A 20,475-nucleotide genomic window follows, 5' to 3' on the forward strand; every position below is an offset into this window, starting at 1 on the left:
CTTGAGTATGTTTTCCGCGTCCTTTTTTTACATAATTGGTGATGGTTTTCACAAAAAGGCATTAGGAGGGGATATAGAAACATCTTTGCTAACGAAAGAAGTTCTGTTAGTAGCCAACTGAAGTACAAGAAGTAGTTTCATAATTTATGTTGGAAAGTAGGGAGTTCATTGAAGAAAAGCTTTTTGCTAAATTTGACTATTATCTTTGCAGTTATTTTTAGTACTTTTAGTGGATTTATTGCCCCCGTAACAGCTGCCGCGGAAACAGGGAAGTATCAAATTTATCCAAACCCCCATGAAATACAATATAAAGAAGCTCAATTTGATTTAAGTGATACATTAAATATTGTCTATGAATCGAAGGTTGATTCCTATACGAAAAAAAGAGTCGAGGAAATAGCCGCCAGTAAAAATATTTCTTTCACGGTATCGAATGAAATCGTTCCCGATAAAACTAACTTCCTGGTCGGGATTTATCAATCTAATGAATATGTCGATCAATATTTTAAAGAAAAGCAATTAAGTGATGCCTCAGTACTGGCAAAACTTGATGCAAATATCGTCTCGATTGAGGAAAACGTTATCGCGGTACTTGGAAAAGATGTGGATTCTGCATTCTATGGAGTTACTACAGTTAAGCATATTTTCAAACAGATGAAGGATCGGACCATTCAAGAATTGACTATTAAAGATTATGCGGATGTAAAAGGCCGTGGGTTCATTGAAGGTTATTATGGCGAACCATGGTCAAATGAAGACCGCGCCGAATTGATGACCTATGGCGGGGAATTCAAAATGAATTCCTATATCTATGCGCCAAAAGATGATCCAAAGCATAATGGCAAATGGCGTGAATTATATACGAAAGAAGAACTTGAGAAAATCAGCAAACTGGCGGAAGCGGGAAATGCAAGCAAAACAAGATTTGTTTATACATTGCATCCATTTATGAATAATGCCATCCGCTTTAATACGGAAGAAAACTATCAAGCAGATCTGAATGTTATTAAGACAAAGTTTACTCAATTAATGGATGCCGGAGTCCGGAAATTTGGTATTTTGGCAGATGATGCAGGAGTACCTCCGCAAGGGGCACAAACATACGTGAGATTGATGACCGATTTGACAAATTGGTTAATTGAGCAACAATCATCCTATGATGGTCTGGTCATAGACATGATTTTCTGTCCGAATGACTATATGGGATGGGGGACTAGCCCTCAAATCCAGACGTTAAAACAGTTGCCGAAGTCTGTCAGCATTATTCAGACAGGCGGCAAAGTCTGGGGAGAGGTTTCTAACAATTTCACTCAGACATTTACGAATAATGCAGGCAGAGGGCCGTTTTTGTGGATCAATTGGCCTTGTACGGATAACTCTAAAAAACACTTGATTATGGGCGGGAATGAAACGTTCCTGCAGCCTAATGTCAACCCGGAAAATATTGAAGGCATTGTGCTGAATCCAATGCAGCAATCCGAAGCTAGCAAGTCGGCTATTTTTGCAAATGCCGATTACGCATGGAATATTTGGGATAATGTTGAGCAGGCAAAGAAAAATTGGAATGACTCATTCGCTTATATGGACCATCTGAATATTAACGAAACACCGGCTTCGAATGCGCTTAGAGAGCTTTCCAAGCATATGATCAACCAGGCGATGGACAGCCGTGTAGCCAAATTGGAAGAATCAGTCGAACTGGCTCCGAAACTAAATGCGTTTAAAGCAGCATTGGGTAAAGAAAAGATTACCGGCCAAGCACAAGGATTAATTAAGGAGTTTGAAATTATCCGGGATGCCGCGCTCACTTATAAGGCCAATCCTGGCAACCCAAGAACAAGGGATCAAATTATTTACTGGCTGGATAGTGCAGTGGATACTGCGGATGCGGCAATTTCTTTATTACAGGCGGAGATTGCCCACGAACAAGGCGATAAATCTGCTGTGTGGGAAAACTACAGCCAGGGCCAAGCTTCGTTCGATGCTTCAAAGAACCATCCGTTTAGTTATATTGACCATTATGAGTATGCTGAAGTAGGCGTGCAGCATATCGTGCCATTTATCAAAACCTTGTTAAATGATGTTTCGATTAAAGTTCAATCGATCGTCAACCCTGATAGCAATGCGGTTAGGGTCATCACCAATCGGACTGATACCCCGACTGGCGGCTTGGAAAATCTGCTTGATAACAAATTAAGTACAGAAGTTGTCTTTAAAAATCCAAACTCGATTTCGATAGGCACTTATATTGGTGTCCTCTATGAAAAGCCATTGACCATGAATACCGTACGTTTTGAATTGGGCGCAATTGCCAATAGCAACGATACCTTTACCGAAAGCAAGGCTCAATACACCGTTGATGGTGAAAATTGGCTGGATATCGAAGGCGCACTATATGGTCATGTCAATAAAGTAGTTTTAGAGAATCTAAACTTAAAAGCAAGAGGGATCCGGTTAATCGCTACGAAGGATCGTCCAAATACATGGTTTGGCATTAAAGATATTGTTGTGAACGAGACAACTGAAGAAAATAAAACGCCAAAATATCAATTAATGGTACCTTCGCACTTTAAAGTGTACCAAGGAACGGAAGCCAATCTATTTGATGGGAATGACAATACTTTTATCTGGTATAACCCATCAGGCACTATTAGAGATACATCCGTTGCCGGAGATTATATAGGTGTGGATTTACAAAAGGTGACTGATTTGGGCAAAGTCTATTTCGCCGTAGGCAGGGATAATGGTGACAAATGGACCGAATACCAATTGGAATATTCAACGGACAATGTGAATTACACCTTGTATAGGAAATATACAGGCAAGACATCAGGGATGGACAAAGTTGAAGAGGATTTGACGGGTATCCAGGCAAGATATGTCCGCCTGAAAAACCTGAAAACTGTACCTGTCTGGATCAAGTTCAGTGAAATCCGAATCGACCTTCCGAAAACAACTGCCGCTTTCACGTATACAAATAATAATGATTATAAGAAGATAACTGCCGTGCATTCACTTGAAAATACGAGTTTATCAAAAACGGCGAATATTACTTTAAAGCCAAAGGAATATGTAGGGGTAAAATTAGAGCGGATAAAAGAACTTGAACAAGTGTCCGTTAATGCAACAAGCGAGTCATTAACGGTACAAGCTTCTGCTAATGAAATTGAATGGAAAACGCCAAGTGAAGGAACCATTGCCCGATATGTAAGACTGCTTAACAACACGGAGGAAGATATCACATTCGACTTGAACAAGTTCAGTGTTTCATCAAAAGAAATTTACGGTCCAAGTTTTGTCGGAACGGATATGGGCATTTCTCCTGCCTACGCTGCTAGTGATTCGAGAAATGCGGGAACACTTCTGGCTCCTTTTGATAAAAAGTTTGGGACGAAAGCGATTTTTACGGATTATCAGCGAAAAGGGCAATCAATTACTTATTCAGTTGGTGAGCCTAGGGTTTTCAATAGTTTACGTGTTTATAACGAGGAAAATAACATTAACTATATCCGCGACGCCAAAGTACAGTTGTCGATGGACAATGAAAACTGGACAGATGTCATTACCTTAGGAGATGGCGTGGACAATCTTGCAGGCGGCAAAGCGGATTATTCTGATATGATTGCTGATGGCTACACACATGATTCCGCTAACCCGGGCAACTATTATTATGGCAATGACAATATTGGCGCCATCAAGGCCAAATATATTAGAATTCTCTTTACCGCGAATTATTTAACAAGATTTGCCCATATTAACGAATTCGTCATTAATGGCGGCGAGTATGTGAAAACTGAGAACAATCCAACCTATGTCGCCGATCCGATTGAAGAAGAAGGGTTTGGTCCTGAACGCCTGCGTGATGGAGATCTCACAACAGCTTTCAAACCAAATATGACTGGCAAAACAAAAGGCTCGTTAACTTACAGGCTGTCCGAAAAAACGGATGTATCAGTTATTACCATTGTGCAGGGTTCAAAAGCTATTTCAAATGCCAAGGTAAGCGCCAGAGTCGGGGAAGATGAGTGGGTTGATCTGGGGGTTTTAGATAAGAGCTTAAACACATTCTATAATCCAAACTATGAACATATTTTTGAAATCAAGCTCACTTGGGGAAATGTCCAGCCGGTTATCTATGAGCTGAACACGTCGACCAATAAAGAACTGCTGCCTGACCGTTCCATTTTGAAAGGGTTATTGGCAGAACAACTGGATGAATCCCAATTTACAAAGGATTCCTTTAGTACCTACCAAACAGCTTTTGAAAAGGCGAAGGGAGTATACGACAACACTCAGGCTATGCAAGCTGAAATTGATAATGCAAGCAAAGATCTCAGCGCCGCAAAAGCCCAGCTTGTCTTTTCCATTGATCTTGGGACGGAGCATGCTGCAAAAGTATCCTTAACAAAAGAACAAGCACAGTTCTCGAAGGAAAACGGAACACCGTTAAATGTGATGAATGATGAGATTCAGCTTTTGATCCCAACTGCTTTCGTATCCGAAGAAAGTTTTGAACTGGCTTTAGAGCGATTAAAGGATATAAACAAAGCGAAAAGCCCAGCTTACGATCTTTCAATATCAATTAACGGAGAAGAAGTTCGCCAATTCGAAGATCTGATTACCGTAACACTTGCATTAGATGGTCGAAAAGTGAAGGATTCGAAAAACTTGAAAGTATTTTATTTCGATGAGCAAGCAAAGGAATGGGTTCTGGTACCTGGCGCAACTCTTGAAGATGGCAAGGTTTCAGTGGAAACGAACCACTTTGGAACATTAACAGTATTAGAGGCAGCCGGAGATAAAGCAGAGCAAGGAACACAAGTACCGAAGAAGAACAAAAACAAGCAGGAATAAATAGTAACCCTATAGAACTATTCAACAAGGTTAAGAGCAGTGTGGTTTTAGAATCACACTGCTTTTTGTATTATACATTTTAATACAAAGGGGGAAATGAACGATGTCTGAAGAAGAGAGAGAAAGATTGAAGGCGGAAGAATCACGGCGAAATCCAGCAGGCGCGTTTAACGATGCCTCGGCCCGAGCCTATACGGGATCACCAAGCAGTGGTTGTATAGTTAATATCATTTCGGTTTTAATGATTATAGGCATAGTAGCATTAGTAAGAGCGTGTTCCAGCTGATAACAATATGTAGTTCAAGCTCCAATTGGTAAAACTTTCAGTATTTAAGAGGTGGAACATGAAAAGAAAAATTACTTATCTTTTGCTTGTAATTTTCACGCTTGTATTATTTTTCAGTGTAGATTATAACCTTGCCAAAAATAATAAGCCTCCAGTTTTTGCGATAAACACAGAGATATATAAAGATGGGGGCACTAAAGAGTATCAAGGCATTGGATATAAGGTGTTGGATTATAACGAATTAGATGGTGAAGGAAGGCAGGACGTAGTTTTTATTTCAAAGTTTTTTAAGGTAGGTAATCCAAAATAAAGGAGTGATTAGTATGGCGCATGTTGAAGAACTTCTGGCTGATCAATTTCTTGCAAATGCGAATGATCCTAGTTGGTATAGACCCTTTTCAGAATCTGTTGAAGATTTGACTGAAGATCAAGCGTTTTGGAAACCGGATGAAGATTGTCACAGTATAGCGGAGATTGTACAGCATTTAATATATTGGAATAAAAGTTGGCAAGCCAGGTACATAGAATCAGATATAGATGCTGTTCCTCCGATTTCAAGTAATGACCTGAGCTTTAAATTACCAGAAAAGAACACATTCAATGAACTAAGAGAAGCTCTGCTTGATGTGCTTTTAAGGTGGGATCAATTATTATCCGTGGACAAAATAGAAAGTGAAGTAGTTGGATTTCCCGTAAAGGCTAAGTGGTGGCAGATTTTAGGTAATGCTACCACTCATAATGCCTATCATATTGGCCAGATTATTTATATCAGGAAGCTGCAAGACAGTTGGAAAACAGGAAAATAGGAAGGGAGTGAGCGTTGATTCATAGAGAATCATCGCTTTTTTGTTGAATTGTTTAGCGAATGGAGTTTTTTGCAAAAGATTAATTTAAGGAATGGTAACTATACTAACATCCAAATAATGAAAGGCTCGTTGTCCAGATTTTTTTTATGGTTTACCTGAAAGCAGGAAAACAGAGTATCCACATTTAAGTGGGTTCTCTTTTATTTTGACATTAGAACATACAGTTTGGAGTCACTGTATATGGAAAAGACCACATTTTTGCAAAAGAGAAATTACCAAAACATTATAGTGAAAATATATTGATAAAGTTTTTTATTTGCTGTTATTATAGTAAATGAAAATGATTATCATTACTAATGGCTACTGGGGGAATTAAAATATGAAGTTTTTAAAACTATCCGGAATTTTTGTGTTATCAAGTAGTCTATTATTTGGTTGCGCCAATACTACTGAAAAAACAGAATCAGCTGAAACACCAAAAGAAAAGAAGACCACTGAATCCCAAGCTTTAAAAGGTGTGAGCGATCAATACCGTGAGTATGCAATCGGGGAAATAGAAGAGTTTGTAAAGGCAACTGAACAATTCACAACCGCCGTAAAAAATGGCGAATTGGACAAAGCCAAGGAGATATACGGCCCAGCGCGAATGCATTACGAGCGTGCAGAACCGATTGCCGAGGTATTCGGAGAACTTGATCCGAAAATTGATGCCCGCGAGGGGGACGTGCCTGAAGCGGAATGGGGCGGTTACCACAGGATTGAAAAAGGTTTGTGGGAAGAAAACACGACAAAAGGATACGAAAAGTATGCTGAACAGCTAATGAAGGATGTAAATTTGCTTCGTGCCAAGGTGGACACGGTTGAGGTGACCCCCGAGCTGTTAATTACCGGAGCCGTTGACTTGCTGAATGAAGTTTCCACTTCAAAAGTAACGGGGGAGGAAGATCGTTATTCCCATACAGACCTATATGATTTTGCGGCAAACGTGGAAGGGGCGGAAAAGATCTTTCAGCTTCTTGAACCTGCCGTAAAGGAAAAAGACGCTGACCTTTCAAAGGAAATCCAGGATCGTTTCAAAAATGTCTACAGTCTGTTGGAACAGCATAAAAAAGGTGATGGCTATAAACTTTACACGGAATTGACTGAAGCGGAGGTAAAGGATCTTAGCCAGGCGATTGATGCACTAGCAGAACCGCTGTCTCAAATCGGTATTGTAACGGAGGCGTCATAATTGACCAAGAACCAAAATAGTTCTGAAGAGACTGCTCTTTTAAAAAAGAAGATTTCAAGGCGCGACATCCTTAAAACTGCGGGCGTAGGCGGAGTAGGGGTCCTGCTAGGTGCTTCTGGCCTTGGAGGTTTCCTTTCCGTTGCAGAAGGAAAAGCAACCGATACATCTGCTCGGGATATTGTCCCTTTCTACGGAAAACACCAAGGTGGCATTACGACAAAAACACAGAACCACCTCTACTTTGCCTCTTTGGATGTCACTGCATCATCAAAGGAAGAGTTGGCGAAGCTTTTCAAAGAGTGGACAGAGGCTGCCGCTTTGATGTCAGAGGGAAAACCTGTCGGAGATATATCTAGCAATCAATTTGTGCCGCCTAAGGATACTGGGGAAGCTATTGGACTTTCGGCAGCCAATCTTTCTATTACATTTGGAGTGGGTCCTAGCCTTTTTCTCAAAGAAGGCAAGGACCGCTTTGGGTTAAGCCACAAGCGGCCCAAAGAACTTTCCGACCTTCCGAAATTCCCCTTAGATGCGCTGAAGGAGGAATGGACCGGAGGGGACATTTGCATACAAGCCTGCGCGGATGACATGCAGATTGCCTTTCATGCTGTAAGGAACTTAGTTCGTATAGCAAGAGGAAAGGCAATATTGAGGTGGGTACAGCCAGGCTTTCAGCGATCCAAACAGACCGATGCCAATGAAGGAACACCTAGAAATCTATTTGGTTTTAAAGATGGGACTGTAAACCCTGATGTGAACAATAATAAACAAATGGACCAGCAAGTCTGGGTACAGGCGGGTGATGGACCTGATTGGCTTACCGGGGGGAGCTACATGGTTGTCAGAAGGATCCAGATGTTCATTGAGGTGTGGGACCGGACTAACCTGAGGGAGCAGGAAAATACATTTGGACGTTACCGCGATAGCGGTGCCCCGTTAGGCCAAAAGGATGAATTTGAAAAACTGGATCTCAAACGAAAAAATGAAAACGGCGAATACGCGATTCCTGTTAACTCACACACCCGCCTTTCGCATGGTGATGGATCACAGCACATTCTCCGCAGGGCTTATTCCTATTCAAATGGAATGGATGTAAAAACAGGCAGCTTTGATGCTGGACTGCTTTTCATCTGTTTTCAGAGGACACCGAGCAAGCAATTTATTCCCATACAGGAACGGCTTGCAAAAATGGATAAATTGAACGAATATACATCACACGTTGGCAGTGCTATTTTTGCATGTTTGCCAGGGACAAAACAAGGCGGTTATATAGGAGAGACACTTTTCAACTAAGTTTTTCCTTTAACAAAGGGGAGATTCAAATTGCAGCGGATGATTAAATTCACAAAGCCATTTTTAATTCTTATCTCATTAGCTGTTTTATTCCAACTAGCCCACCCTACAGTGGCTGCGGAAAATCATGACGAGCTTTTCGTCCTGATTGGCGAAAGTTTAATGAAGGCGAAAGCCGGAGATCAAGCCACGGTTTCCAAAAACATGAATCAGTTTGCAGCAGAGTGGAATGCGATAAAGGATACCGACAGCAAAAATGCAAAAACGGTTGATCGGCAACTAGAGGAAGTGCAGGGTTTCCTGAAGAAAGGCCAGACAGATCAAGAAGGGCTTTCCAAGGCTTTATCCTCCTTATCCAAGGCGGTCGTGCAATATGATAAAGAAATGAACCCCGCAGACAAAGCAAAGACGAGAGAACAGGTGAAACAGCTCTTGCCGTTGATTCAGGATTTCAAGGCATCCATAGAGAACAAGAATGAGGTCGGGTTGAAGGCAGATTACCGAGCTCTTTTGAGCCAATGGACAGCTGCGGAAAAACTTGTTCATGATGAAAGTATTACCGCATATGGGAACATCGAAAGGTCTATGGCGCTAGTCAGGATCGCGATTACACAGGAACCAGTGGATTTGAATAAAGCAGGCCAAAACCTGAACGATTTACAAGTTGAAGTAGAAAACTTTTTGGCTGGCAAGGCACCTAAAAAGATGGAAGGCAATTACTCCCTAAATGACGTGGCCGCTCTTTTAAAGAAAGCTGAAGATGGAATTTCAAATGAAAAATATAAGTCAGCTATCTCGGATTTAAATAAGGCAATCACGATATGGCCAATGGTTGAAGGGGATGTCCAAACAAGGGACAGCAAATTATACAGTGATATTGAAACTAAGATTCCGTTGGCCATCAGTCTATTAAGTTCTGAAAACATCAAGGCTGATAAGGCTAAAAATATTGTTTCTGATTTAGACAAGAGGCTTGCCCCGTTACTGAAAAAGACTGATTATTCCTTTTGGGATGCGGCCTTGATTTTGCTCCGTGAAGGGCTTGAAGGATTACTGATTGTTGCTACTTTGATTGCATTTTTAAAGAAAATGGGGCAGGCAGGAAAGCAGAAATGGATCTGGGCCGGAGTTGTTGCCGGGATTATGGCCAGTGCGCTTCTTGCAATGGTGATAAACATGATTTTTTCAAAAATTACAGCCGCCTCCAGCAGGGAATATATCGAAGGCATAACTGGCGTGGTCGCAGTGGTCATGATGCTGACTGTTGGCGCGTGGCTCCATAATAAGTCCTCTATCGGAAACTGGAATAAGTATATTAAGGATCAAATGCAACAGGCAATCGCCAAGGGAAGCCTGCTATCATTTGCTCTGATAAGCTTCTTGTCCGTTTTCAGGGAAGGGGCGGAAACCATCATTTTTTATGCAGGAATAACGCCTTATATAAGCTTACATGAGTTGGCGATCGGAATTGTATTGGCGTTCGTTATCCTGGCAATTGTCGGTTTTGCTATCATCCATTACAGTGTGAAAATCCCAATCAAATTGTTTTTCAGAACCGCGACCATCTTAATTTATCTTCTGGCGTTTAAGATTCTTGGAGTAAGCATCCATGCTTTGCAGATTTCAAACATGCTGCCTACAACGACGATTCCAAGTATGCCCTTTATTGACATGATTGGATTTTATCCAACACTTGAAACATTGGTTACACAATTATTATTGCTTGCAGTCATCGCCTCCATATTCCTGATTGCAAGGAAAAGGAATTTCAGCAAGCCAGGGATGGCAAATAATATTTAATAGGAAACGGTTAAGGGATTTAGGACCCTAATTCTCTTTTCAAAAACAAGGCTGCTCCGGCAGCCTTTTATTTTTATGTATGATAAGAAATGTACAACGATGCGTTGATCCAGGGAGGATTAACGTATTTTTTATGGAATATATAGGAAGATGGTGTTGGGAATTGATAAATAAGCTCATAAAGAGATACAAACTAATAAGAAATAATGCAGGGATAAAAGAACGCTTACGATAGAGGTGGCAGTTTGAAAAAGAAAATATTCGTATCGGCAGGAATTTTTACTCTTTTTTTAATTGGGTTACTGGTATGGTCTCTAATCCCCATTAGGTATCATCACACCTTAGATGGAGTCATGTTCCAGCAAGGAGATAATCGCCATTTTAAAGAGGTCAGTATTTCAATTAAGGGCAGTATGCAGCGCAGCTTTAACGCGAATAAAGTGTTTAAAGGAACTTTGAGTATTAAAGGTGATGACAATCCTATTCCAGGAGAAGATAGAAAGGTGAAAATTCATTTCAATAAAGAGGGAATTGGCAGTTTGGTTTATGGGGGCTTTAAAGAAGGTGTTCCATATACATACAATTATGGCTTAATTTCAGTAAATGATGATTTAAGTGAAGTAGTAATTTTAAATGAAACTACGAATTCAAAAGAACTATACATAATTGCGGCACCAGCACAAAATATAAAAACAGCTAAAAAGATTTCTAGCGGCTTAATTGATAATTATAAAAGAGATAAAAATTACTAATACCCAGGCCGTACATAATAAATGATTAAACAAATCCAGGAGGGGTTTATGAACAAAATTAGGCAAGTCATAAGACAAAGCAAGACCCTGATAGGGCCTTTCCCTGAATTTAATATTCATGAGGTTCCAGCGTTGCCTCATGACCTATTTTTGCAATGGTGTCAAACAGCCATTGAGCACGATGTACTAGACCCTCACTCCATGACCCTTTCAACAGTTGATCAAAACGGATACCCGGACGCAAGGGTTCTGATACTTAAAGATGTCGATGAAGGTGGATGGTATTTTGCATCGAGTTCAAAAAGTGAAAAGGGAAAACAAATTGAAATCAATCCCAATGTAGCCTTAACCTTTTATTGGAGCCAAGTCGGAAGGCAAATAAGAATAAGAGGCAAAGCGATAGAAATGGAGAAAGACAAAAGTGCCAAGGAATTTTTGAAACGTGGAATGATTGCGCGTGCTTTAACTCTAATTGAAAAACAGAGCACAGAATTAAGGGAACGAGGTGAAGTTGAAAAAGCTTTAGAAATAGAAATAAAAAGATTGCAGCATAATCCGGATTTAATTTCTTCGTCCTGGGTTTTGTATAGGGTGGCTGCAAGAGAAGTTGAGTTTTGGCAGGCGGATGAAGAAAGAAATCATATTAGGCTAAAATATACCTTGGACCAAAATAAGTGGAAAAGAAATCTATTATGGCCCTAGTTTCGATTGGTTAATATTTATAGATATTTAAAAGGGACTCAATTAGAAGTTCCTTTTTTTGAATTCTAAACAAAGCCTTTTGCTTTTTGATCAAGAGCCAAACCAAAATATGCCTTTACCGCGATAAAAGGAGAAGGATACTGGTCATCCTCTCGAGAATCTATAAAGTAAAATACTGGAGGACTGATGAAATGAGACAGATCATTGCAATGGGTGGCGGCGGTTTTTCCATGGAACCGGAAAACCTCTTACTCGATAAGTACATTTTAGAGCAAGTTAAAAACGGTTTGCCAAAGGTTTGTTTTGTCCCAACGGCTAGTGGAGATCAGACAAATTATATAGAGAGGTTTTATGATGCGTTTAATACCCTTCCTTGCCAACCTTCTCATTTATCATTGTTTGAGCCGAACTTTACAGATTTAGAAAAATATGTTCTGGAGCATGATGTCATTTATGTCGGCGGAGGGAATACCAGAAATATGCTAGTTTTATGGAAAGAATGGGGATTGGATAAAGTTTTGAAAAAGGCCTATAAAAACGGAGTTATCCTTGCAGGCTTAAGTGCTGGTTCAATTTGTTGGTTTGAAGAAGGATTAACAGACCCATTGAATGCCCCTTTGTATAGGTTGGACGCTTTAGGAATCTTAAAGGGCAGCTACTGTCCTCATTATGATGGGGAGAATAAAAGAAAACCTTCATATCACCAATTAATTCTGGCAGGAGAAATAAAAGAAGGATTCGGAGTTGATGACGGGGCAGCTCTTCATTTTATAAATGAAACATTAACTTATTCAGTAAGTTCGAGGCCAAAAGCAAAGGGTTACTTTGTTAACTGTGTCGATGGGAAAATTGTTGAAAAAGAAGTGGACACAAAATACTTGGGGGAATAGGGGATGTTTATTGTTTTAGATATATAGAATTTATTGAAGATGAGCGACATCAATCTTTCACAGTACGTAGAGTAATAGACGATTAAGGGAAATTGCTTGGAAAGGTGGTTTTAGACATTAAGAAAGTCTTTGCAACTCTTTTTTTGCTGGCAAATTTTTTGGTTATCCTGTCACCATTGTTTACAAAAAGTCTAGTAAATGATTATGAAGATTTAAAACATGCGGCATTTGGTCTTCCATTTCCTTATATTGAACAGGACCTGACAGGTAATGATCCTCCTTTTCCTATTGAATTGTCAATGTATTCCCCTTGGGAGTATCCCATTTCCGTTAACCTAGTAGCCTTCCTTGGCTCCTTGGCAGTTGTGAATATAACGATTTATATAGTTTATTATTTAGCACGCCAACTTTCTATAAAGCGTGGGAGGTAGACTGTTCCATAAGATTTGCTAATTGATCTTTTGGAACAGCCTTATACCAACTATTAATCCTTTAAATAGCCTAGGACTTTACCTTTAATTTCTGACTTTTCAACTGGCCCGAAGTTATGGCTTCCTGTACCCCTTATCCAATCATCACTTAACACGAAAACGGCCGAATCCGGTACTTTGACAGGGGGCATATTTACTTTAAAATCTTCCTCTTTAAGATTGGATTGATCGTTTACTTTGGCAAAATATGATTTCATGTCCAATCCCACTCTGGCTGCCTTAGCATAAAATGCGACAAGCTTTTTACCGTTGATAAACACCTGTCCGTCAATGATTTCAACCGTTTCTCCTGGAAGACCCACGACTCTTGCTAAATAGTCATCAGGGTTATAAAGCGGAAGCCCGTCATCTTCAGGGTAGTTAAAATAAATGATATCTCCCCGCTTAACGTCAGTTGTCTTTTCCAACACTGCTTTTCTTTCCCCGTCAATAGAAACAAAATCATAGTTTCCCCGGTCCATGTTTTGGCCGCCGTAAGCAATAACAAATGTATTACTGCCGGCTTCCACGATGTCTATTTTCGGTTTTGTTGTCTTATCTTGAATGGTTTGATCTGATGCTGGTTGGGATTTATATTCTGAAGATAAATGTCCCGCTAGATCTTGTGAAAAAAGCAAGATAAACAGGGATATAGCCAAGGCCGCAACGAAGTAATAATGGATAGCGGGTTTTGTTTTTGTTTCTTTTGCTTCGTGCCGCAGAGATTCCCTAATTTTCTCTTTATGGATATGGGTGAAACGGATTCCCTTATGAGTGGAAGCATCCATTGCTTTCCTGAGATTCTCGAGTTCTTTTTCCATGTCAGCTCCACCTTTCCATTAACTTTTTTAATTTGCCCCGACCCCTTGCCAGCCTCGTTTTTACTGTGTTTTTATTAATTTTTAAAAGTTCGCTTATTTCATCAATTGATAATTCTTCATAATAGTAGAGCAGGATAGCCTCGCGATATTTAAGCGGAAGTGCTAAAACAGACTTGGATAGAAATTCTTCTTCACTAGTTTTCAATGCCAACATTTCCGGTGATAATGCGGAAGATTTCTCTTGTGCAATCAGCTCCGAATTGGCAAACACCCTTTTGAAAAATGAACTACGCAAAAAGTCTTTGCACTTATTTATCGTAATCCTGAATATCCACGCTTTAAAAGAAGAAATTTTTTCGAGGTTTTCGTACTCTCTGTAACAAGTAATGAAGACATCCTGAACTATGTCCTCGGCCAAACGCCAATCCTTTGTGTAGGTATAAGAAAGCTTTGTTAAGCGGTCACCATATTGGTCCATAATCCCCTCAAACCAAGCATCCTTTTCTTTTGAGCATCCATCTTCTTTAAGAGCCATTCTGTTCAACCCGATATCACCTCATCTCTACTCAATGCTAAGACGACCAAGTTTACCTTTGGTTTCATTTATTTAATCCGTTTCATCTTACAAACTTTGTTTCATAGATATCTACTAAAAGTAATACTCATGGTATTTACTCAATCATAAAGGTAAGAGCATATTAAATAATAGTGATGATGACAAATAATGGGGAATAGGTAGACGAGCCTAGTTTAGAACGTGTAAAATTCTAGTAAAATATAAATTGCGAGTGGGAGACGTTTATGAAATTAGTTTTAATATTTGGTCCTCAGGCAGTAGGGAAAATGACTGTTGGACAGGATTTAGCGAAAATAACAGGCTTGAAACTTTTCCATAACCATATGACGATTGACTTGGTCAGCCATTTTTTCGATTATGGGACAAAAGAAGGAAAAAGATTAGTAAATTTGTTTCGCCAGGAGATATTTGAAGAGGTATCAAAAAGTAATTTGCCTGGAATGATATTTACATATGTTTGGGCATTTAATCTACAATCTGATTGGGATTATATAAATCAAGTCACTCAACTTTTCGAGTCCAGAGGAGCCACAGTTTTCTTTGTGGAACTCGAGGCGGATGTGGAAAAAAGACTTGAACGCAATAAAACCCCTAATCGACTTGAACATAAGCCCACCAAGAGAAATATTGAATGGTCTGAAAATGACCTGATTAAGTCTATGGAGGAATATAGATTGAATTCACTTGATGGTGAAATAGAAATGGAAAATTACATACGAATAAACAATACAAATTTGAGCCCAAAGGAAGTTGCTGAACTAGTCAAAGAAAAATTTAATTTGTAGACAGTGTTGTCCTTAGGATGCCGTAGGGGGCTAACCCTAGGTAACAAAGGGAAAAAGAAAAGGAGCTGCATTTATGCAAAATTGGTTCGGAGCTGCAGGCGTTTGCATCAATGAAGAGGGCCAGTTATTAATGGTCTTGCAGGGGACTCCTGAAGAAGAGAAAACATGGTCGATACCCTCGGGGACTAAAGAAGAGAACGAAACATTTGAAGAATGCTGTATAAGAGAAGTTGAAGAAGAAACAGGATATAAGGTAGAGATTATACAAAAGCTTCAAGTTAAAAGAGGATGCATTGCGGAACTAAATACCACTGTGTAAGTTCACTATTATTTGGTTTCTATTGTTGGCGGTAGCAAAATGATTCAGGATCCGGATAACCTCATTTATGAGATCGCCTGGAAATCGGTGGACGAAATTCGTAACTTGGAGCTTTCGTTTCCTGAGGATAGGGATTTTCTGATAGAGGCCATTACGGCCCATAAAAAACTAAGTGTATAAATCTTAATGTAAAAAGCCACAGGGTAAAAATCCCGTGGCTTATCACTTGGTCTTTCCGATATTCATCCATGGGCTGGGTTAATCAACCCATAATACACCAAATCCTCATACCGGTCTTCCTTGATTACATGGTCTTTGAACACGCCTTCTTTTTCCATTCCGAGCTTTTGCAAAACTCTTCCTGATGCCGGGTTAGTACTGAAGTACCGGGCAAATACTCTATGGTATTGCTTTTCGTCGAATGCAAATTGAACAATTGCTTGCGCCGCTTCTGTGGCATATCCGTTTCCCCAGTATTCTTCCCCGACCCAGTAAGCTATTTCCCCGTGGCGGAACCTTTGAATATTGGTAAGTGCGATTGCCCCTACCAGTTCCCCAGTTGCTTTCAATGAAATGGCAAATTCATATGATTTATCCGCATTAAAATTCTCAAGATGAGCCGCAATCCAAATTAATGCATCTTCCTCAGAATATGGGTAGGGAAGGTACAATGTATTCCTGTAAATATTGTAATTGTTGCAAAGCCTTGTGACAGCCGGGGCGTCAGATTCATGGAAAAGCCTTAGGATTAGCCTTTCTGTCAAAATTGTTTTGTTAGCATGATCGTCTTTCATAGTTAATCCTCCATGTGCTTGCTTACTAATCAATAATCCTGCATTTGTCAAGAGCAGGCAAATCCCTTTTTACTAGCCAGATTAAGAGTGACTAATTAACTCTTTCGCTGCTTACCACCTCATCAATTTTCCATTCATCATTTTCCTTGACCACTTTAAAGGTGGTGACTTGCGAATAGGCAGGGCCGCGGGTTGTGAGGGGAATATCGACTGTTCCAGCAACAAAGGTGCCGCTTCTGCCCTCTACTTTAACTTTCTCGATCTTATTAATTTTGACCGGAGGATCGTTGGCACTTTTCCAGCCTTTCAAAAACTCTTCTTTTGTCATGCCTGTTTGCTCTGCCATCGTTTTCTTCAGGTTATTGCTTTGCAAATCATAAAAGGCTTCAAATTCTTTGCTGTTCAATAGATGATAATATTGTTCCACTGCCTGTTCTGCAGTCAAAGCCTTACCAGAATGGCTTCCTTCACCGCCCAATAGTCCATTGAAAAGTCCGGGGATGAGCAGCATAACGATCAGTGCGAGACCAGCGTAAGCCGTAATGGACTTCCATGCCAGGAAAGGACTTTTGCGAAAGCGAGGAGTGTCATCTAACTTTTCGTGGATTTGTCCCAGTATGCTGGACCGTTCCTCCGCTGTAAGGCTGGCCTTTTTCTGTAAAGACTTAAAGTCGCGATCAAACTCATTCACTTCTTCGTAATAATGACTCACTCGTAAAACCCTCCTTTTCGAGCTCTTTTTTCAGTTCTTTCATTCCCCTGAACAAATTCACCTTCACTCTGTTTTCGCTCCAGCCGAGGATTTCGGTTGACTCTGCGATAGAAAATTCCTTTATTTTTCGCAAAATAATAACATCCCTGTAATCACGTTTAAGCCTGCTCAAAGCAAGATACAGGAGCCTTTCTGTTTCATTTAACATGGCTATTTGTTCGGGACCATGATCGGTCGATTTCACCGCGGGAATAAAGTCGAGATAATAACTAATCGGTTTTTTCTTTCTGAAATAATCCATCGTCAAATTGCGGGCAATCCGGAAAAGCCAGCTTTTCACATGCTCCCCATTAAACGAATCATGCTTCTGATAGGCCCGAATAAAAGTGTCCTGGAGAATATCCTTTGCCTGTTCACGCTCGCCGACCATGAAAAAAATGTAATGAAAAAGATCATTGCTATATACTTGATACCATTCGTTTAGCTGTGCCTTGATGTAATCCCCGTCCAAAAACTCATCTCCTCTCCCAACAATTCAATTGTTACAGTAAAAACGGAATTAATCGATAAAAAGTTACAGAAACGGGAAATTTTTCTCTGCAACCAAAAAAAGCACTTAAATGTGCTTTTTGAAAGAGAGAATTTGTTAAGGGAGGATGTCACTGCCCAAAGTAAAAATCGTATAATGCTTTGTATAATATTTATATCCGACGCCAATGCTCTGGCTTTCCTTTTCGAATACTAATAGATTTTGGGTCTTATTCCGGTTGATGAGTTCCCATCCTTCCGCTTCCATCAGTTGAAGGAAGGGTTCAAACTCACCCCGTTTCACTAAATAGGAGGCTTTTTCGATATCCTTGCTGACTCTTACAATTTCTTTGTTTTGCAAAATCATTTTCGAAGCAGCGATGCCCAATGGAATGGGGTTTCCCTCCTGGAAAATGGCTTCTCTTTTTACAAAAATAAAAATCGATAAAACGACAATAAGGACCGCGGGAATAATAAAAACTTTTGACTTGAGCAAAAAAACAGCCTCCCTAAACCGATTTTCCAGGACATTTGCGGCGGGTGAACTAACAACTCTACTAATTTCCATAATATCACATTTTTTATAATGGTTGCAGGAAAATTCAGTAAATTATTAATTAGTCATGAATGAGTAATTTATTTTGCAAATAAAATGAAGGTAGTGGAAGGGAATTAGCGAATTAATAAGACAACCATGTGCTTAAATACAGGACTACTGGAGGGGAAAATGAGAAAATACTTCTTCATTACCGTTTTGTTAGTGATGTTGTCAGGATGCGGGGATGAATATGTTCGTTTTACAGGGGAAAGCGAGAATTGGAAAGGTGAATACACAGCATATATCGGAGATGCAAGAGAAAACGGGGAATACAAATTTTTTTATAAAGAAGGAAATAGCGACACTGTATTCAAGGATTTCGAACTCAATATTAAAGATGGAAAAAGTATAACAAGGGAAGAAACTCGTAATGAACGAACCATCACAGTCAAAACAAATTGCAAAGGTTGCGCGTTAACTTCCAAGGATGACAAAATTAAAGTGTTGATAAAATGGAATGGGAAGAAGGAAACGTTCTATTTAAAGAGCGGAAATAAGAAATAAATAGAAGAGGTGCGAGGATGCGGGCGACGGAAAGCATTCTGAAGACATGGAGAAAGTTTAATGATTTCCCGATGGAGACATTAACAAAAGCATGGTATTTCGAACTGGGAACTGATAAAAAGCAGCGTGATGTTACACTTATGCGGGAGCACAGGGAACAATACGGCATGTCGGGGAATTGCTTCGACCTTGCCCTCTGGCTGCTTGATGAATTTAAAAGGGATGGGGTCGAAGCCTATCCAATTGGCCATGGCCTTGATACGGAAGACGCTCATGTTGCTGTTATGGCTGTGGGTGAACAAGGCCATCGCTACTTGTGTGACCTAGGGGACCAATGGATCACCCCCATCCTGATTGATACGGATAGCGAAGATTTCTCCAGTGAAAGATTGAGCGGTTTTTTCCCAGGAGCAGAAGTACAAGTCCTGGACCACGAGATGGGCGTTGAAGTAGTTTATCATCGTCCTAACGGGAAAGCCTCAAAGCAAACTTACCACACAAAACCTATTGAAAGGGAGGCTTTCCTAAAGGCAGCCGAAATTTGTCAAAATCAGATCCATCCAAAGCCGCTGGTGGAGGTTAGGGTTCCTTTTAAATCGGAAGTCGCCCACTGGGAATTTTTCCACTGGGAAAGCTTTTTGAGCACCAGCGAAGGATTAAAGGTGGAGGCTAAATTGGACAGGGTTGAAGAGTGGGCCAATCGGATTCATCAGAGAACGGGCTATAATAAAGAAATTTTACAGGATGTGCTTTGGAAATATAAAAGGGAATCGTTTTAAGCGGTATAATGAATTTCGAGAAGGAGGAAGGCTGATAAAGAAGCGAATCAGCCCCGTGGAATATGTGCTCCAAAAAATGCGGGTGTTTTATCAGTTTTAGTTTGAAGTACCACTCTTCTATCCTTTTAAAAAGGAGAGCAATTAAGCTCTCTCTTAACCCTCTTAAAGTGGTTAGGGTATTTAAATTAAGTATAAATGGGCAATTGCGTAAATTGCTATTTCAATAATTAGTATTAAGATACTTATGAATATGCCTGCTACACTAGTTCCGCCCTTATGTTTTAGAACCTCTAATTCGTCATATAAAGAAAGATTTAACTTCTTTATTCTTGTTATCTCTCTTTTACACTTGGCAAAGTATAATGAATTAGCTAGTAGTCCAAGTACAAGCCAATATAAAGCCGTCATTAGTGTATCTTGAGTATCACTTATATTAGAAAAGATTAAGTTTGGCAGCATAAATAGGGTAGAAAGAACTGCCAGCTCGATATACATTTTTCTATATCCCATCCAAAGTACACCACCAAAGAGTGCACTCCAATTCCACGATAGTTTTGCTCGACGTGGTAAGTTTATGCAACTATCATCATAAATCCTCATGCCAAATTTAAGTAGATATTTATTTTTTTTACTTTCCCCAATAAATACCCCCAACCTATATTTGTCATTAACTTCGCTGTAATCCCATTTAGTTATTCCGACATGTCCCATATAAATCACTTCCTCCCGCCTGAAAATTTTCCGTACCCAAGAAAAAATAGAAATTAAAGCCCTACTTGATTTTAGGTAATTATTAATTGTTATGTATCTACACAGACTTCCATAATGGAAGCTTTATTCACGAGTGTAAATGTACTATCTTGCCTCAGTAGTTGAATAAGTCTACGACTATTTTAACATAAATATCCAAAAAACCGTTTTTTACACAACAATCTTAATAGGGAATCCGTTAGGTTTATTCGTGCGTTTTTTCT

Annotated in this window: 21 protein-coding genes and 1 pseudogene; 15 read left to right on the forward strand and 7 right to left on the reverse strand. The window is 39.8% G+C overall.

What is annotated here, in order from left to right; all coding sequences use genetic code 11:
• Positions 1 to 168 precede the first annotated feature (168 nt).
• The 11 genes from BN1002_RS05190 (at position 169) to BN1002_RS05240 (ending at position 13,045) form a co-directional block, all read left to right on the forward strand.
• Positions 169 to 4,854 carry a glycoside hydrolase family 84 protein gene (locus tag BN1002_RS05190; protein WP_048823959.1) on the forward strand — a complete coding sequence of 1,562 codons (4,686 nt, stop codon included), beginning with the start codon at positions 169 to 171 and terminating at the stop codon, positions 4,852 to 4,854.
• A gap of 103 nt (positions 4,855 to 4,957) precedes the next feature.
• The gene (locus tag BN1002_RS05195) at positions 4,958 to 5,140 is read left to right on the forward strand and encodes a DUF6366 family protein (protein WP_048823961.1); all 183 of its coding nucleotides are present in this window, start codon (positions 4,958 to 4,960) and stop codon (positions 5,138 to 5,140) included.
• 58 nt (positions 5,141 to 5,198) lie between these two features.
• Positions 5,199 to 5,450, forward strand: coding sequence for a hypothetical protein (locus BN1002_RS05200; RefSeq protein WP_048823963.1), 252 nt, complete (start codon positions 5,199 to 5,201; stop codon positions 5,448 to 5,450).
• A gap of 13 nt (positions 5,451 to 5,463) precedes the next feature.
• The gene (locus BN1002_RS05205) at positions 5,464 to 5,946 is read left to right on the forward strand and encodes a DinB family protein (RefSeq protein ID WP_048823964.1); all 483 of its coding nucleotides are present in this window, start codon (positions 5,464 to 5,466) and stop codon (positions 5,944 to 5,946) included.
• A gap of 379 nt (positions 5,947 to 6,325) precedes the next feature.
• Positions 6,326 to 7,177, forward strand: coding sequence for an iron uptake system protein EfeO (gene efeO / locus BN1002_RS05210; RefSeq protein WP_048823965.1), 852 nt, complete (start codon positions 6,326 to 6,328; stop codon positions 7,175 to 7,177).
• Positions 7,178 to 8,470 (forward strand): iron uptake transporter deferrochelatase/peroxidase subunit, encoded by a 1,293-nt coding sequence (gene efeB, locus BN1002_RS05215; RefSeq protein ID WP_048823966.1) that lies wholly within the window; start codon positions 7,178 to 7,180, stop codon positions 8,468 to 8,470.
• A gap of 39 nt (positions 8,471 to 8,509) precedes the next feature.
• Positions 8,510 to 10,270 carry an FTR1 family iron permease gene (locus tag BN1002_RS05220; protein WP_048827755.1) on the forward strand — a complete coding sequence of 587 codons (1,761 nt, stop codon included), beginning with the start codon at positions 8,510 to 8,512 and terminating at the stop codon, positions 10,268 to 10,270.
• Positions 10,271 to 10,515: 245 nt separating this feature from the next.
• Positions 10,516 to 11,022 carry a hypothetical protein gene (locus BN1002_RS05225; RefSeq protein WP_048823967.1) on the forward strand — a complete coding sequence of 169 codons (507 nt, stop codon included), beginning with the start codon at positions 10,516 to 10,518 and terminating at the stop codon, positions 11,020 to 11,022.
• Positions 11,023 to 11,070: 48 nt separating this feature from the next.
• Entirely contained in the window at positions 11,071 to 11,724 is a 654-nt protein-coding gene (locus tag BN1002_RS05230; protein ID WP_048823968.1) for a pyridoxine/pyridoxamine 5'-phosphate oxidase, read from the forward strand.
• A gap of 191 nt (positions 11,725 to 11,915) precedes the next feature.
• Positions 11,916 to 12,614: a Type 1 glutamine amidotransferase-like domain-containing protein gene (locus BN1002_RS05235; RefSeq protein ID WP_048823969.1), complete on the forward strand. Its 699-nt coding sequence runs from the start codon at positions 11,916 to 11,918 to the stop codon at positions 12,612 to 12,614.
• A gap of 92 nt (positions 12,615 to 12,706) precedes the next feature.
• Entirely contained in the window at positions 12,707 to 13,045 is a 339-nt protein-coding gene (locus BN1002_RS05240) for a hypothetical protein (protein ID WP_048823970.1), read from the forward strand.
• 53 nt (positions 13,046 to 13,098) lie between these two features.
• Here BN1002_RS05240 and lepB read toward each other — a convergent pair whose 3' ends face one another.
• Positions 13,099 to 13,905, reverse strand: coding sequence for a signal peptidase I (lepB, locus tag BN1002_RS05245; protein WP_048823971.1), 807 nt, complete (start codon positions 13,903 to 13,905; stop codon positions 13,099 to 13,101).
• Between the two features lies 1 nt (position 13,906).
• The gene (locus BN1002_RS05250) at positions 13,907 to 14,440 is read right to left on the reverse strand and encodes a sigma-70 family RNA polymerase sigma factor (RefSeq protein WP_048827757.1); all 534 of its coding nucleotides are present in this window, start codon (positions 14,438 to 14,440) and stop codon (positions 13,907 to 13,909) included.
• A 266-nt stretch (positions 14,441 to 14,706) separates the two neighbouring features.
• Between BN1002_RS05250 and BN1002_RS05255 the strand changes: the two genes are divergently transcribed.
• Positions 14,707 to 15,267: an AAA family ATPase gene (locus BN1002_RS05255; RefSeq protein WP_048823972.1), complete on the forward strand. Its 561-nt coding sequence runs from the start codon at positions 14,707 to 14,709 to the stop codon at positions 15,265 to 15,267.
• Positions 15,268 to 15,340: 73 nt separating this feature from the next.
• Positions 15,341 to 15,766 (forward strand): annotated as a pseudogene (locus tag BN1002_RS23170) (NUDIX domain-containing protein).
• Between the two features lie 62 nt (positions 15,767 to 15,828).
• On the opposite strand, the gene BN1002_RS05270 reads toward BN1002_RS23170, so the two are convergent.
• The 4 genes from BN1002_RS05270 to BN1002_RS05285 all read right to left on the reverse strand — a co-directional run bounded on the left by BN1002_RS05270 (position 15,829) and on the right by BN1002_RS05285 (position 18,116).
• Positions 15,829 to 16,380, reverse strand: a complete 552-nt coding sequence (locus tag BN1002_RS05270) for a GNAT family N-acetyltransferase (protein WP_048823975.1) — start codon at positions 16,378 to 16,380, stop codon at positions 15,829 to 15,831.
• 91 nt (positions 16,381 to 16,471) lie between these two features.
• Complete coding sequence (locus BN1002_RS05275) at positions 16,472 to 17,092, reverse strand: DUF4878 domain-containing protein (protein WP_048823977.1); 621 nt, start codon at positions 17,090 to 17,092, stop codon at positions 16,472 to 16,474.
• Positions 17,064 to 17,603 (reverse strand): RNA polymerase sigma factor, encoded by a 540-nt coding sequence (locus BN1002_RS05280; protein ID WP_048823978.1) that lies wholly within the window; start codon positions 17,601 to 17,603, stop codon positions 17,064 to 17,066. Before BN1002_RS05280 ends, BN1002_RS05275 begins: the two co-directional genes overlap by 29 nt.
• Before the next feature lie 135 nt (positions 17,604 to 17,738).
• Complete coding sequence (locus tag BN1002_RS05285; protein WP_048823980.1) at positions 17,739 to 18,116, reverse strand: hypothetical protein; 378 nt, start codon at positions 18,114 to 18,116, stop codon at positions 17,739 to 17,741.
• Between the two features lie 231 nt (positions 18,117 to 18,347).
• On the opposite strand from BN1002_RS05285, the gene BN1002_RS05290 reads away from it, so the two are divergent.
• Positions 18,348 to 18,722 (forward strand): membrane lipoprotein lipid attachment site-containing protein, encoded by a 375-nt coding sequence (locus tag BN1002_RS05290; protein WP_048823981.1) that lies wholly within the window; start codon positions 18,348 to 18,350, stop codon positions 18,720 to 18,722.
• Between the two features lie 17 nt (positions 18,723 to 18,739).
• Positions 18,740 to 19,501 (forward strand): hypothetical protein, encoded by a 762-nt coding sequence (locus BN1002_RS05295; RefSeq protein ID WP_048823983.1) that lies wholly within the window; start codon positions 18,740 to 18,742, stop codon positions 19,499 to 19,501.
• A 180-nt stretch (positions 19,502 to 19,681) separates the two neighbouring features.
• On the opposite strand, the gene BN1002_RS05300 is transcribed toward BN1002_RS05295, so the two are convergent.
• A complete protein-coding gene (locus tag BN1002_RS05300; RefSeq protein ID WP_048823984.1) occupies positions 19,682 to 20,212 on the reverse strand; it encodes a DUF2628 domain-containing protein in 531 nt (176 codons plus the stop codon).
• Positions 20,213 to 20,475 lie beyond the last annotated feature (263 nt).

It is taken from the genome of Bacillus sp. B-jedd (assembly GCF_000821085.1).
Lineage (GTDB): Bacteria > Bacillota > Bacilli > Bacillales > Cytobacillaceae > Bacillus_D.

Coding starts and splice junctions, on each gene's coding strand:
- BN1002_RS05195 (WP_048823961.1), top strand. CDS start 4,958: ATGTCTGAAGAAGAGAGAGAAAGATTGAAGGCGGAAGAATCACGGCGA.
- BN1002_RS05200 (WP_048823963.1), top strand. CDS start 5,199: ATGAAAAGAAAAATTACTTATCTTTTGCTTGTAATTTTCACGCTTGTA.
- BN1002_RS05205 (WP_048823964.1), top strand. CDS start 5,464: ATGGCGCATGTTGAAGAACTTCTGGCTGATCAATTTCTTGCAAATGCG.
- efeO (WP_048823965.1), top strand. CDS start 6,326: ATGAAGTTTTTAAAACTATCCGGAATTTTTGTGTTATCAAGTAGTCTA.
- BN1002_RS05220 (WP_048827755.1), top strand. CDS start 8,510: ATGATTAAATTCACAAAGCCATTTTTAATTCTTATCTCATTAGCTGTT.
- BN1002_RS05230 (WP_048823968.1), top strand. CDS start 11,071: ATGAACAAAATTAGGCAAGTCATAAGACAAAGCAAGACCCTGATAGGG.
- BN1002_RS05235 (WP_048823969.1), top strand. CDS start 11,916: ATGAGACAGATCATTGCAATGGGTGGCGGCGGTTTTTCCATGGAACCG.
- lepB (WP_048823971.1), bottom strand. CDS start 13,905: ATGGAAAAAGAACTCGAGAATCTCAGGAAAGCAATGGATGCTTCCACT.
- BN1002_RS05250 (WP_048827757.1), bottom strand. CDS start 14,440: ATGGCTCTTAAAGAAGATGGATGCTCAAAAGAAAAGGATGCTTGGTTT.
- BN1002_RS05255 (WP_048823972.1), top strand. CDS start 14,707: ATGAAATTAGTTTTAATATTTGGTCCTCAGGCAGTAGGGAAAATGACT.
- BN1002_RS05270 (WP_048823975.1), bottom strand. CDS start 16,380: ATGAAAGACGATCATGCTAACAAAACAATTTTGACAGAAAGGCTAATC.
- BN1002_RS05290 (WP_048823981.1), top strand. CDS start 18,348: ATGAGAAAATACTTCTTCATTACCGTTTTGTTAGTGATGTTGTCAGGA.
- BN1002_RS05295 (WP_048823983.1), top strand. CDS start 18,740: ATGCGGGCGACGGAAAGCATTCTGAAGACATGGAGAAAGTTTAATGAT.
- BN1002_RS05300 (WP_048823984.1), bottom strand. CDS start 20,212: ATGGGACATGTCGGAATAACTAAATGGGATTACAGCGAAGTTAATGAC.